Annotated in this window: 12 protein-coding genes; 10 read left to right on the forward strand and 2 right to left on the reverse strand. The window is 71.8% G+C overall.

All coding sequences use genetic code 11. From position 1 onward, the window contains the following. Nucleotides 1-241 precede the first annotated feature (241 nt). The gene (locus IEY30_RS05725; protein ID WP_156035259.1) at nt 242-1,954 is read left to right on the forward strand and encodes a hypothetical protein; all 1,713 of its coding nucleotides are present in this window, start codon (nt 242-244) and stop codon (nt 1,952-1,954) included. Here IEY30_RS05725 and IEY30_RS05730 read toward each other — a convergent pair. Together IEY30_RS05730 and IEY30_RS05735 are read right to left on the reverse strand one after the other, a co-directional pair. Further along, complete coding sequence (locus IEY30_RS05730) at nt 1,926-2,315, reverse strand: SRPBCC family protein (RefSeq protein ID WP_030198159.1); 390 nt, start codon at nt 2,313-2,315, stop codon at nt 1,926-1,928. The genes IEY30_RS05725 and IEY30_RS05730 overlap by 29 nt on opposite strands. Nucleotides 2,316-2,340: 25 nt before the next feature. Continuing rightward, nucleotides 2,341-2,850 carry a cupin domain-containing protein gene (locus tag IEY30_RS05735; protein WP_229674858.1) on the reverse strand — a complete coding sequence of 170 codons (510 nt, stop codon included), beginning with the start codon at nt 2,848-2,850 and terminating at the stop codon, nt 2,341-2,343. Nucleotides 2,851-2,933: 83 nt separating this feature from the next. On the opposite strand from IEY30_RS05735, the gene IEY30_RS05740 reads away from it, so the two are divergent. From IEY30_RS05740 to IEY30_RS05780, 9 genes are all read left to right on the forward strand, one after another. Continuing rightward, nucleotides 2,934-4,286 carry an NAD(P)/FAD-dependent oxidoreductase gene (locus IEY30_RS05740; RefSeq protein WP_052358519.1) on the forward strand — a complete coding sequence of 451 codons (1,353 nt, stop codon included), beginning with the start codon at nt 2,934-2,936 and terminating at the stop codon, nt 4,284-4,286. 86 nt (nt 4,287-4,372) lie between these two features. Then, nucleotides 4,373-6,739, forward strand: a complete 2,367-nt coding sequence (locus IEY30_RS05745) for a glycoside hydrolase family 31 protein (protein WP_030198164.1) — start codon at nt 4,373-4,375, stop codon at nt 6,737-6,739. Nucleotides 6,740-6,866: 127 nt separating this feature from the next. After that, nucleotides 6,867-7,871 carry a cation diffusion facilitator family transporter gene (locus tag IEY30_RS05750; RefSeq protein ID WP_052358520.1) on the forward strand — a complete coding sequence of 335 codons (1,005 nt, stop codon included), beginning with the start codon at nt 6,867-6,869 and terminating at the stop codon, nt 7,869-7,871. A 136-nt stretch (nt 7,872-8,007) separates the two neighbouring features. Beyond that, on the forward strand, nt 8,008-8,772 hold the full coding sequence (locus IEY30_RS05755) for a DeoR/GlpR family DNA-binding transcription regulator (protein ID WP_030198171.1): 765 nt from the start codon (nt 8,008-8,010) through the stop codon (nt 8,770-8,772). A 53-nt stretch (nt 8,773-8,825) separates the two neighbouring features. Then, entirely contained in the window at nt 8,826-10,265 is a 1,440-nt protein-coding gene (locus IEY30_RS05760; protein ID WP_030198173.1) for a sugar ABC transporter substrate-binding protein, read from the forward strand. 43 nt (nt 10,266-10,308) lie between these two features. Further along, nucleotides 10,309-11,190 (forward strand): carbohydrate ABC transporter permease, encoded by an 882-nt coding sequence (locus IEY30_RS05765; protein WP_030198177.1) that lies wholly within the window; start codon nt 10,309-10,311, stop codon nt 11,188-11,190. Nucleotides 11,191-11,198: 8 nt separating this feature from the next. Beyond that, nucleotides 11,199-12,044 (forward strand): carbohydrate ABC transporter permease, encoded by an 846-nt coding sequence (locus tag IEY30_RS05770; protein WP_030198181.1) that lies wholly within the window; start codon nt 11,199-11,201, stop codon nt 12,042-12,044. Beyond that, nucleotides 12,044-13,123, forward strand: a complete 1,080-nt coding sequence (locus IEY30_RS05775; protein WP_030198183.1) for an ABC transporter ATP-binding protein — start codon at nt 12,044-12,046, stop codon at nt 13,121-13,123. The genes IEY30_RS05770 and IEY30_RS05775 overlap by 1 nt, the downstream gene beginning before the upstream one ends. Next, nucleotides 13,120-14,370 carry a CehA/McbA family metallohydrolase gene (locus IEY30_RS05780; protein WP_043416712.1) on the forward strand — a complete coding sequence of 417 codons (1,251 nt, stop codon included), beginning with the start codon at nt 13,120-13,122 and terminating at the stop codon, nt 14,368-14,370. The genes IEY30_RS05775 and IEY30_RS05780 overlap by 4 nt, the downstream gene beginning before the upstream one ends. Nucleotides 14,371-14,415: the final 45 nt, after the last annotated feature.

Genomic DNA, 14,415 nt, shown 5'->3' on the forward strand with positions numbered 1-14,415 from the left:
GGCCGAGGGGGGCCGTGCTGTGACCATTCGCTTCAACCCGCCGCCGGGGTGGCCGATGCCACCTGCGACGTGGGTGCCGCACGACGAGTGGCTGCCCGACCCCGACTGGCCCGAGCCCCCTGCTGACTGGACGTTCTGGTCCGCGACCGCGCCCCGGCCAATCGCTGGTGCGGATCATGGCGGTGATGACGGGGGACGCGACGGCGGGCGCGGTGGCCGCGGTGGCAACCGGCTCGGCCGCGTGTCGTTCCCGATCGCGACGGTGGCCGCGCAGTCGACGGTGTCGCTCGCTGCGCTCTTCCCCGAGCGCGGCCGCTCGGGCGGCACGACGAACGGCTACGGCACCTACGCCGGCGCGGTCGCCGGAGCCGGCGGGGCGACCGGCCCGACCGGCCCGACCAAGGCGGGGCGGGAGTACTACCAGCCGGCAAGCGCGCGCTCGGGCTCAGCCACCCACGTCCTCGCCGGGGGCTCGCCGGGCCAGGGGGGTGGGCCCAACGGCTTCGGCCCCGGCGGGTCGGTGCTCGACGGCGCCGGAAGCGTGCTCGCCGACGTCGTCGACGTCGCCGACGGCCTTGGGGCCTGGGGCATCAGGACCGAGAGCACTGGGACCCAGACCACTGGGACCGGGCGCCCAGGGACCGGAACCTCAGCGACCGATGCCGAGGAGACGGCGAAGACGCCGGGCATCCGGCTCTCACCGATCCTGCGACTCGTGGCCCACCCGTCCGGCCTCCGGGCCCAGTTCCGCGTCGGCGGCCCGGTCGCGGCCGCCCTCGCCGACGTCATGACGCCGGCCATCGAGGCAGCGACCCCCGGCCTCGCCGATCGCAGCGGTGACGAACGCGCGTCGGCCGAGCGAGCAGGCGGCCACGGACGGGGCCGGCGCGGGGGCGGGCTTCGGCGGCTGTTCGGGGCGCGCCGGGGCGCGAGCGGGAGCCCCGCTGAACTCGGCGCTGGTGTCGGAGACGCGGTCGCGGGTCCCGCCGGCCTGCGAGCCGCAGCCGGTGCGCTCTCGATCCACGAGCTCGCGCGCCGGGCGCTCGCCGCGCGCCGGGACGGCGACCGGGACGAGGCGCTCGCCGTCGACCGTGACCTCTGCAGCCTGCACCGCCATACCTTCACCGCGATCCATCCGCCCGCGGTGGAGCCGTTCGTGCCGGTCACGCCGGCGGAGGAGTCGGCTATCCGCGGCAAGCTGCTCTCGGCGACGGGCGCCACGGCGAAGGGCCTTTCACGCGCCGACAGCGCTGAGCTCAAGGCGCTCGCCGCCGAGCGTGCCGCGGCCGTCGTCCGCGCGAGCAACGTCGCGCGCCACGTCTTCGCCGACCGCCGGGCAGCCCTCGCCACCGGCGCCTGGCAGCTGCTCGAGGCGCACGACCCGGCGGCTGTCGTCGCGGTCGTCGACGAGGCGTTGCGCCGGTCGGGCAGCGACGTCACGTGCCTCGACGCCGGCACCGACCCGGTCACCCACCGCGGCTACGTCACCGTGCTCGTCCGCTTCCCGACCATCGGGATCGTCGCCGAGGAGCAGCGTGCGGCCGGTCCCTCCGGTCGCGCCGCGTGGCGCCCGCGGACGGCGGGGGAGCGCAACACCGTGTATGCCGCGGGCCTGGCCTCCACGGTCCTCGCCGCGGCCAAGCACGTCGTCACCATCGCCCCCGCCACCGACGACGTCAACGTCGTCGTCGTCCGTCCGACCCGCAACGGTCGAGGGGTCGTGCCGGTCTACGTCGGCCGGCTCGACCGTGAGGACGTGACGTTGCGGCATCCCGACGCCGACCCGGGGCCGCTCGTGACGAGCTCGGCGGTGCCACACGGCATACGCGTCCACGGGCCCGACCGTGAGGTCACCGCGCTCGAGCACGTGGCCGACGTCGACGGCGCGCTGCGCGAGATCGTCGACGCGTGCCGGGCGGCCGACGCTAGAGGTCGGACCGGACCAGGCGCCTGAGCGCGAGGGCGGCGAGCGGGCGGTAGCCGATGACGGCGAAGGCCGGCGCGTCGATGACGAGCTCGGTGCTGCAGCCGCCCGGCGCGGGACGCACGGCGTGGTCGAGCGTCGCGTCGACCGGGCCGAGGCGCACGTGCCAGCTCCACTGCATCGCCTCGGCGTCGACCGACAGCACCTCGAACGGCACGCGGATCCCGAGTGGCCCGACCACGAGCCCGTTGAGTCCGGGCGCGATGCGCGGGGTGGCGGCGATGACCTCCTGGATCTGCGGCGACCACGTCGGCCACAGGGCGAGGTTCTCGTAGCGGCTCCACGCCACCGCCGGGTCGGCGCCGCCGGTCTCGGTGATCGTCGTGCGCATCGCGGGACTCCTTGTCGCCGAGGGCTCAGTGGCCGTGGGACGTGTTGCCCGACGTGTTGCCCGACGTGCTGCCCGAGGTGCTGCCCGAGGTGCTGGCTGGTGCCGGGCCGTCGACGTTGACCGTCGGGGTGCCCGACCCGCAGCGCACGATGACGGCGCGTGACGCGTCGTCGCCGGGGTTCGACTCACGGTGCACCGCGCCCGCGGGCACGCGCAGGAAGTCGCCCGGGCCGGCCTCGACGACGACCTCGCCGCCCGGGCCCGACTCGAGGCGCATGCGCCCGGAGACGACGTAGAGGGTCGTGTCGTGGTCGCCGTGGTGGTGCCACCCGGAGACGGCGCCGGCCTCGGTGTCGACCGTGCCCGACCACATCGACTCGGTGTGCAGCGCCACCTGACGGCTCATCCCCGGCGTCGGGTCGGCGGGGCTGAGTGCGTCGCCGGCGACGTGGGTGCACGGCTGGGCCGCGATGCCCAGCTCGTCGGCGTGCGCGTCGGGTTGCGCGTCGGATTGCGCGTCGAGGTGCTCGGTCATGCCCCCATCAAACCCCCATCAGCCCCACATCGACCCGCCGGAGTCCTAGCCTTGTCGTGTCCGTCGGCGAGATGAGGTGGCCTATGACGGGTGGACGCAAGGGTCGGGTCGTCGTCGTGGGCGGCAGCATGGCCGGACTGCTCGCGGCCCGCGCGCTGGCCGACCACGCCGAGTCGGTCGTCGTGCTCGAGCGCGATCACCTGCCTGACGACGTAGCGCCGAGGGCGCGCGTGCCGCAGGGCCGGCACCTGCACGCGCTGCTGTCGGCCGGACTGGACCTGTTGCGCGACTGGTTCCCCGGCATCGAGGAGGAGCTCGAGGGCCATGGCGCGGTCCGGATCGACGGCGAGTCCTCGTGGGTCCACCAGGGTGGCGCCTACCGGGCGCGCGGCTACTGGGGGCGCCCGGGTCTCGGGATGACTCGGCCCCTGCTCGAGCACGTCGTCCGGAGCCGGGTGGCTGCGCTGCCCGAGGTCACGCTCGAGGACGGCGTCACCGTGGAGCGCGTGTCCCTGAACGGGCGCCGCGTCACGGGCGTGGTGGTCGCCGGGCAGACACGCCCCGCGGACCTCGTCGTCGACTGCTCGGGACGCAGCTCGCGCATCGCCCACGAGCTCGCGGCATCCGGAGTCCTCGACCCGCCGACGACGCGTGTCGGCATCGACATCGGCTACACCTCCTTCTTCCTGCGCCGCTCGCCCGGCGACTTCGAGGGGCTGCTCCTGCTCAGCATCGAGAACCCGGGCTCCTTCCGCGGCGGAGCCGTCGTGCCGGTCGAGGGCGATCGCTGGCAGGTGACGCTCTCGGGCGTCCACGGTGACGTGCCGCCCGCGACCGACCCCGAGATCCGGGACTACGCCGCGACCCTGTCCTCGCCGGCGATCGCCCAGCTCATCGCGCACTGCGAGCGGGTCTCCGACATCGAGGTCTACCGCTTCCCGTCGAGCCAGCGTCGCCACCACGAGAAGGTGGCCGCCCTGCCGGCCGGTCTCGTCACGCTCGGCGACGCCGCCAGCAGCTTCGACCCGATCTACGGGCAGGGGATGACGTCCGCGGCGTTGCAGGCCGCCGCGCTGGGGGACGTCGCGGGTAGGGAGGGCGTGCTCTCTGACGATCTGCCGAAACGCTTCCACCGCAGGGCTGCTCGCATCATCGACGCGCCGTGGCGCATCGCCGTGGGTGGCGACTTCGGGCACCCTGCGACGGTGGGCGAGCGGCCCTTCGGCACCGGGTGGCTCAACGGCTACACGGAGCGGGTCATCCACGCGGCGCACACGTCCCTGCCGGTCGCGCGCACCTTCAACCGCGTGCTCCAGCTGGCCGACCCGCCGCCGATCCTTGTGCGGCCCGACGTCGTCGCGCGGGTGCTCCTGGCGTCCCGGCGCTCTCCGGTCGCGACCGGCGCCGAGGTGCGCCACCCCCGCGTCGGCGCCTGACCCGCAGCCTGACACGCAGCCTCACGCCGGCCCGACATCGGCGGCCGCCTGTCGTCAGCGGGCCCGGTCTTTGACAGGGTGGTCGCATGAGGACCGACCACTTCATCCGATTCGAGCGCGTCGACTCCGTCGAGGAGGCCGAGCACGGGCTGCTGGCGCGGTTGCACGGTGAGCTGCTGCGCATCGACGCGGTGCGCCCCGACGTCGTGCGCCTCCAGCTGAGCCGGGGCGGGTCGTTCGACCCCAAGCCGACGTATGCCGTGTGCGTCGACCCGCTCGCGACCCACCCCGACGAGCCGGTGACCTGGCGGGCCGAGCGTGAGGACGTGGACGGTGAGGACGTGTGGCGGCTCGTGACGGACGAGCTCGTCGTGACGCTGTGGCTCGACCCGTTCCGGATCGACGTGCACCGCGCCGACGGCTCAGTCGTGCTCGAGTCGGTCCCGGACGCCGAGGGCCGCTACTGGACCTACGCGACGCTCAACGACGCGTGGACGACGCGGCGCCGGATCGGGCGTGACGACGCGATCTACGGCCTCGGCGAGAAGGGCGGTCACCACAACCGCCGCGGCCGCGACTTCACGATGTGGAACACCGACGTGCTCAACGAGCACGCGACGGCCGAGTTCCGGGCCGGCCTGGCGGCAGACGACCCGCGCGCCGACATGTCGAGCACCGAGTTCGACCCGTACTACGTGACGATCCCCTTCTTCTACCAGCGCGACGCCGAGACCGGTTCTGCCGTGGGCTCGTTCGTCGACAACGGCTACCGGGGGGAGTACGAGTTCAGCCGCGACGACGAGTACCGCGTCACCTTCCACGGTGGGCAGTGGACCGAGTACGTCTTCGGCGGTCCGTCGATGGCGAGCATCCTGGAGCGCTACACGTGGCTGACGGGCAGGGCGTCGCTGCCGCCGATCTGGGCGCTGGGCTACCACCACTGCCGGTGGCACGCCTACAAGCAGCAGGACATCGAGGTCATCGCGAGGCGCTACCGCGACGACGAGTTCCCCTGTGACGCCATCTGGCTCGACATCGACTACATGGACGGCTATCGCGTCTTCACGTGGGACTCCGAACGCTACCCGGACCCGGCCGGCATGCTCAAGGGCCTGGCCAACCAGGGCTACCGCGCGATCTCGATCGTCGACCCCGGCGTCAAGCACGACCCCGGCTACGCCGTCTACGACGACGGTCTCGAGCAGGACGTCTTCTGCCGCACCGAGGGTGGCGACACCTACGTCGGGCAGGTCTGGCCGGGCAACACCGTCTTCCCCGACTTCGCGACGCCTGAGGCGCGCTCGTGGTGGGGTGCGCTCAACGCCAAGCACGTCGAGTCGGGCCTGGCCGGCATCTGGAACGACATGAACGAGCCCGCGACCGGCGAGATCCCCTCTCACACCATGCTGTTCGACAAGGGTCGCGCGTCGCACGACCGCTTCCACAACCAGTACGCGCTGCTCATGGCGATGGGCACCATCGAGGGGCTCAAGGCCGCCCGCCCGCAGGACCGCACCTTCATCCTGTCCCGCGCCGGCTTCGCCGGCATCCAGCGCTACGCCGCGAACTGGATGGGTGACAACCAGGCCCGCTGGGACCACCTGTGGGTCAGCATGCCGATGGCGTGCGGCTTCGGCCTGTCGGGCCAGCCCTTCGTCGGCGCCGACATCGGCGGCTTCCAGGGCGACACGAACCCCGAGCTGTTCCTGCGCTGGATGCAGATGGGGGCGCTGACTCCCTTCTGCCGCAACCACTCCGAGACCAACAACATCGACCAGTACCCGTGGTCGTTCGGTCCCGAGATCCACGACCTGGCCCGTGAGGCGGTGCGCCTGCGCTACCGGCTGCTGCCCTACATCTACTCCGCCTTCGTCCGGGCGAGCGAGACGGGCGAGCCCGTGCAGCGCCCGCTCGTCCTCGACCACCAGAGCGACCCGCAGGTCGTGGACATCGACGACCAGTACCTCTTCGGCCGCGACCTGCTCGTCGCGCCGGTCACCGAGCAGGGCCAGACCTCGCGCAGCGTCTACCTCCCCGAGGGCGACTGGTACGACTGGCACACCGGCGAGCTGCACCCCGGCGGCCAGCGGATCACCGTCGAGACGCCGCTCGAGCGGATCCCGCTCTACGCCCGCGCCGGCGCCGCGATCCCGATGTGGGCCGAGGCGCCCGCCTCGACCGACGGCCACCACCCCGAGACCGTCGAGCTGCACGTCTTCGACCCCGTCGTCGACGGCCGCTGGGAGTCGCTCCTCGTCGAGGACGACGGACTCACGGTGGCGGCCGAGGGCTGGGGTTCGGGTATCGGCGCCGCCGAGCCCGAGCGCCTGACCACCACCGTCGTCGTCACCCGCGCCGGCGGCGAGGTCACCGTCGAGCACGAGACCACCGGGCGGGGGTATGCCGGCCACGCGCGGACCCGCTTCGACGTCGTGCGCCACGCCCCGGCGTGACGGCAGCGGCCGCTGGGACGGGCCGAACGGCATACGCCCCCATCGGGTATGCCGTTCGGGATGTCCCGCTCGAGCGCCCACCCGGCGACCCTTGAGCGGGTGACCCCCGGACGGAAGACTGACGAGCATGGCTGAAACGGCGCAGCAGGAGCAGGGCCAGAAGAGCGAGAGCCTCACCACCGTCCTCATCGCGCTGGCGGCCAACACGCTCATCGCGATCGCGAAGTCGATCGTCGCCGTCATCACCGGCTCGGCCTCGATGGTCGCCGAGGCGGCGCACTCGTGGGCCGACGCCGGCAACGAGATCTTCCTGCTCACTGCCGAGCGTCGCGCGGCCAAGCCGCGCGACGCCACGCACCCGTTCGGCTACGGGCGCGAGGCGTACGTCTGGTCGATGTTCGCGGCCTTCGGCCTCTTCGGCGCCGGCGCGGTCGTGTCGGTGTGGCACGGCATCTCGGTGCTCGGGCACGAGGAGCCGGAGACGTCGTACACGTGGGCGTATGCCGTGCTCGCCATCGCCTTCGTGCTCGAGAGCGTCTCGTTCGTGCAGGCCACGCGACAGACCCGGTCCGAGGCCAAAGCGCGCGGGCTGCGGCCGCTGAAGTTCATCGCCAACACCTCGAACCCGACGCTGCGCGCGGTCTTCGCCGAGGACGCGGCGGCGCTCATCGGCCTGCTCATCGCCGGCATCGGGATCTTCCTGCACCAGGTCACCGGCAACGCCGTGTGGGACGCGGTCGGCTCGATCCTCGTCGGCCTGCTGCTCGGCGTCGTCGCGATCTTCCTCATCGGGCGCAACCGCGACTACCTCGTCGGCCAGGCCGTGCGGCCCGAGCTGTGGCGCCAGGCCTACGACGAGCTCAACGGCAGCGACGAGGTGGAGCGGGTGACGTTCCTGCACCTCGAGTTCGTCGGGCCGGGGCGCGTCTTCCTCGTCGCCGCCGTCGACCTGACCGGCGACGACACCGAGTCGCGCGTGGCCGGCCGGCTGGCCGAGCTGGGCCGCCTGATCGAGGAACGCGAGCTCGTCGAGCGCGCCATGATCACGCTGTCGCGCAGCGACGCCCCGACGCTCGACCCCGACGAGTCCGCGACGCCGGCGACCCGCCCGGCCGGCGGGCGCATGTCCTGAGCTGACCCGCTGGCTCGCACCTGAGCAGCGCTCGGCCGGGGTCACTCGCAGGGACGCACGACACCGCTGACCCGGAAATGCGCATTGGGTGCGCAACAACGCGCATTTTCGATCACTGATGTGTCACTGTGCTTGAGTGCGCTACGCGCGGCATCGGGCCATCACCGACGAGCTACGAGACGGGGCCGTCTCCGTGCAGGACCTCGTCGCGCGCCTGGGCGTCTCGGCCGCGACCATCCGTCGCGACCTTGCCGAGCTCTCCGACGCCGGCCTCGTACGTCGCGTGCACGGGGGCGCTGCGCCGCTGACCGTCGCCGACGTGCCCGCCGAGGTCGACCGCCCCTACGAGGAGGTCGCCGACGACGCCGCGGCGGACAAGCAGGCCATCGCGCGGCGGGCAGCCGAGCTCGTGCGCGACGGCGACACGATCCTGCTCGACATCGGCACGACCACGGGAGCGCTGGCCCACGAGCTCAAGGGCCGCTCCATCACCGTCATCACGCCCAGCCTCGCCGTGCTCGACGCGTTGAGAGGCGACCCGGCCGTCGACATCGTGCTGCTCGGTGGTGCGCTGCGCCGCTCGTACCACTCGCTCGTCGGGCCACTCACCGAGGAGGCGCTGCGCCGGGTGCGCGCGTCGACCGTCTTCCTCGGCACGAGCGGGGTCGACGCGCAGGGCTGGGTGCTCGACACGACCTCCGTCGAGGTGCCCACCAAGCGCCTCCTGCTCGAGGCCGGCGGACAGGTGGTCATGCTCGCCGACCGCACGAAGTTTCCCGGCCAGGGCTCCATCCGCGTCTGCGACTTCGGCGCGGTGTCGACCCTCATCACCAACGCCGACGCCCAGCACCCGACCCTCGTGCTCGCCAGAGCCCACGGTACGGACGTCCTCCTCGCCTGACCCGACCCACAGCTTCGACCACCTTCCACCACCCCAGAGAAGGAGCTCACCCGATGAAACCCACCACGACCCACGGTGTTCGAACCGGTGTCCGCAAACGCGTGCTGGCCGTCGTCGCGACGTCGCTCGCCCTCGTCGGGGCCGCGGCCTGCGACCGCAGCTCCTCCACCGGGACCAGTCCCTCCCAGAATGCCGGCGCCAAGGACGTGACTCTGACGATCACCTCCAACTCCATCGCCGGCGGCAAGAACGCCGACGAGGCCGACTGGTACGCCAAGTACGTCATCCAGACCTTCACCAAGCAGCAGAAGGCCAAGGGCGTCAACGTCACGCTGACCTTTCAGCCCTCCGGTGTCGACGACGAGCAGTACAAGACCAAGGTCGCGCTCGACCTCAAGAGCAAGGCCGGCGCCGACGTCATGGCGCTCGACGGGATCTGGGTCGGCGAGTTCGCGCAGGCCGGCTACCTCAAGCCGCTCAGCGACGTCGCCGGCGCGGGCGTGACCTCGTGGGAGGGCTGGTCGCAGATCCCCAAGGCCGTGCAGGCCAACGTCTCCTTCGAGGACAAGACGTACGGCATCCCGGCCGGCACCGACGGCCGCGTCCTCTACTTCAACAAGAAGCTCTTCGCCCAGGCGGGCCTGCCGGCCGACTGGCAGCCGAAGTCGTGGCAGGACATCATCGACGCCGGCACGAAGCTCAATTCGATCTCGGGCGTGGACCCCATCCAGATCAACGCCGGCACGGCCATGGGCGAGGCGACGACCATGCAGGGCGTGCTGCCGCTGCTCGTCGGCGCCGGCTCGGAGATCTACGCGGACGGCAAGTGGCAGGGCGACACCAAGGCCGTGCGCGACGTGCTGACCTTCTACAAGCAGCTGCTCGACCAGGGGCTGGAGAACAAGAACTTCCAGCAGGCGGCCAAGGGCCGCGACCAGTCCTTCGCCGCGTTCGCTGAAGGCAAGGTGGGCATCCTGCTCGAGGGTGACTACTTCTGGCGCTCGGTCATCAACCCCGACAACGGCGACGCCCCGATGGCCTCGCGCAACACCGACGTCGGCTGGGCGTTCATCCCCGCCCGCGAGCCGGGCAGCGGCGTCGGCGGCAGCAACGAGGTCTCGATGTCGGGCGGTGGCGGCTACTTCCTCAACCCGAACACGAAGTACCCGCAGCAGGCGTGGGAGCTGCTCCAGTTCATCGGCTCCCCGGACGCCATCAACGCCCTGCTCCACGGCTCGGCGAAGATCACCGCGCGCCAGGACGTCAACGCGCAGGTCCTCTCCAAGGACCCGTTCCTGTCGTTCGTGTCGCAGAAGGTGCTGCCGGTGACGCACTACCGCCCGGGCCTCGCCGTCTACCCGCAGGTCTCGCAGGCCCTGCAGCAGGCCACCGCCGACATCGTGTCGGGCAAGAGCGTCGAGGAGGCAGCAAAGGCCTACGGGGCCGCGGTCGAGAAGGCCGTCGGCGGCGCCGACAAGGTGTCGTCATCGTGAAGACGTCCGGGCACCTGCCCCTGCAGGGGGAGGCAGGTGCCCGGTGACCGTCACGTCCGTGGACGCGGCGGGACTGGGTCGCCGGCGCGCCGTGGGGCTCGTCGCGCCGGCGCTCATCCTCGTCACGGCCTTCCTCGTCGTGCCGGCGGTGTGGACGGTCTACCTCGGCATGACCGACTACCGGCTGACCGGCATCCAGGCGGCCAACCCGCAGTTCGTCGGGCTCGAGAACTTCCGGGCGGCCATCGTCGACCCGGACTTCCGCAACTCGCTGTGGCTGACGCTGCTCTTCGTGCTCGGCTCGGCGATCATCGGCCAGACGGTCGCCGGCTTCGCACTGGCCTGGACCCTGCGCAGCGTGCCCCGGCTCGTGCGCGGCGGGGTCGAGGCCCTCGTGCTGCTGGCGTGGATCCTGCCGAGCTCGATCGTCGCCTTCCTCTGGGTGGCCTACCTCTCCGGTGACGGCGGCACGCTCAACGCGGTGCTCCAGACCACCGGCACCGAGTGGCTGCTCGAGCACCCGATGGCCTCGATCATCGTCTTCAACACCTGGCGCGGCACGGCGTTCTCGATGCTGCTCTTCTCCGCAGCGCTGGGCGCCGTGCCACCGTCGCAGCTCGAGTCGGCTCGCCTCGCCGGGGCCGGCACGTTCGCCCAGCTGCGGGACGTCGTGCTGCCGCACATCCGGGGACACGTGCTGACCAACACGCTGCTCATCAGCCTCTGGACCTTCAACGACTTCTCGCCCTACCTGCTGACCGCGGGCGGCCCGAACCACGCGAGCGAGACGCTGCCGGTCTTCATCTACAACAAGGCGCTCTACGGCGGCCAGCTCGGCTACGGCTCGGCCATCTCGTTCATCATGCTGCTCATCAACCTGATCATCGCGCTCTTCTACGTCCGCCTGCTCCGGGAGCGCCGATGAGCGCGCGGATGAGGGCGAGCGTGAAGACGCCGATCCGGGCGCGATCGGTCGTCGGCCGCCTCGCGATCGTCGCGTTCGTCGCGGCGGCCGTCGCGTTCTGGGCGCTGCCGATGCTCTGGCTCGTGACGGCGCCCTTCGACGCCCACCCGGGCCTCGACGTCAGCTGGCCGGACTGGACGCTCGACAACTTCCGCAAGCTCTCGGAGAACCCGTATGCGTTCTCCTCCCTCAAGAACTCCGTCTACCTCGCAGTCGGCACGATGGTCGGCGTGACCGCGATGGCGGCGCTCGCGGCATACTCCCTCTCCCGCGTGCGCATCCCGGGACGCAACACGATCCTCTACGGGCTGCTGCTGCTCAGCTCGATCGTCACGGGCACGGCTGCGATGGTGCCGATCTTTCAGCTGATGTTCGCGCTCAACCTCATCGACGACCGCTCCGGCGTCATCCTCGTGCTGACGGGCGGCCTTCTGCCAGCAGCGATCTTCATTCTCAAGGACTTCATGGACGCCACGCCCAAGTCCTACGAGGAGAGCGCCCGCGTCTTCGGCGCGACGCCGCTGCAGGTGCTGCGCCACGTCGTGCTGCCCATCGTCCGGCCGGGGCTGGCGACGATCGCCGTGTGGGCGCTCGTCAACGTGTGGAGCGACTTTCTCACCTCCTACATCCTGCTGCGCGACCCGACCAAGCTGCCGGCCGGCGTCGTCATGTACACCTTCTACTCCGAGGGTGGGCAGGCGAATCTGCCTCTCATCTCGGCGTTCTCGCTCGTCTATGCGCTGCCGGTCGTGGCGCTCTACCTGTTCGTCAACCGGCGGTACGGGTTCCGTTTCCATGGAGGCATCAAGAGCTGATGGCCAGCATCCACATCGACGGACTGACCAAGGTCTACCCGGGTGACGTCACCGCCATCGACGGCCTCGACCTCACCATCGAGGACGGCTCGTTCTTCGCCCTGCTCGGGCCGTCGGGCTGCGGCAAGACGACGCTGCTGCGCACCATCGCGGGTCTCGAGGAGGCGACGGGCGGCTCGATCCGCATCGGCGACCGGGACGTCACGACGCTGTCGCCGGGGGAGCGCAACGTCGCCATGGTCTTCCAGGACTACGCGCTCTTCCCGCACATGAGCGTCACCGACAACATCGCCTACCCGTTGCGCATCAAGAAGGTCGGCCGCGCCGAGCGCGCCGCCAAGGCCGCCGAGACGGGTGAGGGGCTCGGGCTGTCGGCGCTCATGGACCGCCGGCCCGGCGAGCTCTCCGGCGGGCAGCAGCAGCGCGTGGCGCTCGCGCGAGCCATGGCGTGCCAGCCCGACGTCTTCCTCCTCGACGAGCCGCTCTCCAACCTCGACGCCCGGCTGCGGCTCGAGGCGCGCACCTTCCTCAAGCGGCTGCAGCGCGACCTCGACGTGACGACGGTCTTCGTCACGCACGACCAGAGCGAGGCGCTCGCCATGGCCGACCACATCGCCGTCATGGAGGCCGGGCGCATCCGCCAGCTCGGCACGCCGTCGGAGATCTTCCGCCGCCCCGCCAACACGTTCGTCGCGAACTTCATCGGCTCCACGCCGATGAACATGCTGCCGGGCGAGCTGCGCGGCGGGAAGCTGAGGGTCGGCGACCGGGAGCCGGTCGACGCCGTCGACGCGGGCTGGGCGGCCCGCGACGCTCGTGACGGCGCCGTGACCGTGGCCTTCCGGCCGGAGTATGCGCGGGTCGACGAGGCCGGGTCGCTCGCCTTCGAGGGCGAGGTCGAGACGAGCGAGAACCTCGGCGCGAGCGTGCTCGTCACCGCGCGCACTCACGACGACCACCGCGTGCAGGCTGTCGTGCCAGAGGGCTCCGAGCCCGAGCCGGGCACCGCGGTCCGCATCACCCCCGTGCCCGGCCGGGTGCTCGTCTACGACGAGGACGGCGAGCTGCTCGCGTCATGACCTCGCCGACGCTCCTGCACCTGCGCCACGTCTGGCGGCCCGACGACCGCGCCGAGCAGCAGATCCGCGAGGTCGCCTTCGACGTGCCGAGCGAGGTCGGCGCGGTGGAGATCGAGATGACGTATGCCGCGAGGCCGGGCGCCGTGCTCGACCTCGGTCTCGTGGGTCCTCGGGGCTACGTCGGGTGGTCGGGTGGGGCACGTAGCCGTGTCGTCGTCTCACAGGGGTGGGCGACGCCGGGCTACGTGCCCCAGCCGGTGGAGGCGGGGACGTGGGCAGTTCTCGTCGGGCTGCACCGCGTGCCTGCGGACGGCGTGGAGATGGAGCTCACGGTGCGGGTGGTCGACGGCGTGGTGGTGAACGCGCACCGCGCGGCCGAGCCGGGCGATCCTCCCGCGGTCGAGGCTCCGAACCGTTCGGGACGCCCGAGCCGTCAGGGCCGGCTGCCGGACGTCGACGGGATGCGCTGGATCGCCGGCGACTTCCACTCGCACACCGTGCACTCCGACGGCGCCTTGTCGGTCGGTGGGCTGGCGGCTCTGGCGGCATCGCGGGGCCTGGACTTCCTCGCGGTCACCGACCACAACACGACGAGTCATCACGCCCATCTGCAGCACGCAGCACACGCGTACGGCATCGTGCTCGTGCCCGGGCAGGAGGTGACCCGGGACGTCGGGCACGCCAACGTGCTCGGCGACATCGGACTCGTCGACTTCCGTAGCCCGCCGGAGACGTGGGCGTCGCAGGCCGAGAGCCGTGGCGGCGTGCTGTCGGTCAATCACCCGCTCGCGGCCGACTGTGCGTGGCTGCTGCCGGTCGGCGGCTCGCCTGCCCGTCCGGCCGTCGCGGAGGTGTGGCACTCGTCGTGGGCGCAGGTGCCGACGTGGGGCGCGCCGCTCGCGTGGTGGCTCATGACTCCCGGCACGGTGCCCATCGCTGGCAGCGACTTCCACCAGCACGGCCACGACGGACTGCCGGGGTCGCCGACGACGTGGGTGCTCGCCGAGGACGATGACATCCTCGGTGCGGTGCGAGCCGGACGGACGGCGGTCAGTGCGTCGGTCGACGGGCCGCTCGTGGTCCGCGACGGCGACGAGCTCGTCGCCGTCGACGCGGAGGGGCTGCTGCTGACCGGCTCCGGACGGGCGCGCCGTCGGGTGCTCGGCGACCGCTTCAGGCTGCCGGGCTGGGATGGTCCGTGCTGGCTCGAGGACGAGGACCGGGTGGTCCACGCCCTCTGCGGCTGACCGGCCGACGGCTGATCGGTCCGCGGTTGATCGACGCCCAGCACC

This window comes from Terrabacter tumescens (assembly GCF_014646815.1).
GTDB lineage: Bacteria > Actinomycetota > Actinomycetes > Actinomycetales > Dermatophilaceae > Terrabacter > Terrabacter tumescens.

What these genes read in the sequence shown, in the direction of transcription:
- IEY30_RS05730 (WP_030198159.1), bottom strand. Translation starts at nt 2,315, where the DNA reads ATGCGCACGACGATCACCGAGACCGGCGGCGCCGACCCGGCGGTGGCG.
- IEY30_RS05735 (WP_229674858.1), bottom strand. Translation starts at nt 2,850, where the DNA reads ATGACCGAGCACCTCGACGCGCAATCCGACGCGCAACCCGACGCGCAC.
- IEY30_RS05740 (WP_052358519.1), top strand. Translation starts at nt 2,934, where the DNA reads ATGACGGGTGGACGCAAGGGTCGGGTCGTCGTCGTGGGCGGCAGCATG.
- IEY30_RS05745 (WP_030198164.1), top strand. Translation starts at nt 4,373, where the DNA reads ATGAGGACCGACCACTTCATCCGATTCGAGCGCGTCGACTCCGTCGAG.
- IEY30_RS05750 (WP_052358520.1), top strand. Translation starts at nt 6,867, where the DNA reads ATGGCTGAAACGGCGCAGCAGGAGCAGGGCCAGAAGAGCGAGAGCCTC.
- IEY30_RS05760 (WP_030198173.1), top strand. Translation starts at nt 8,826, where the DNA reads ATGAAACCCACCACGACCCACGGTGTTCGAACCGGTGTCCGCAAACGC.
- IEY30_RS05770 (WP_030198181.1), top strand. Translation starts at nt 11,199, where the DNA reads ATGAGGGCGAGCGTGAAGACGCCGATCCGGGCGCGATCGGTCGTCGGC.
- IEY30_RS05775 (WP_030198183.1), top strand. Translation starts at nt 12,044, where the DNA reads ATGGCCAGCATCCACATCGACGGACTGACCAAGGTCTACCCGGGTGAC.
- IEY30_RS05780 (WP_043416712.1), top strand. Translation starts at nt 13,120, where the DNA reads ATGACCTCGCCGACGCTCCTGCACCTGCGCCACGTCTGGCGGCCCGAC.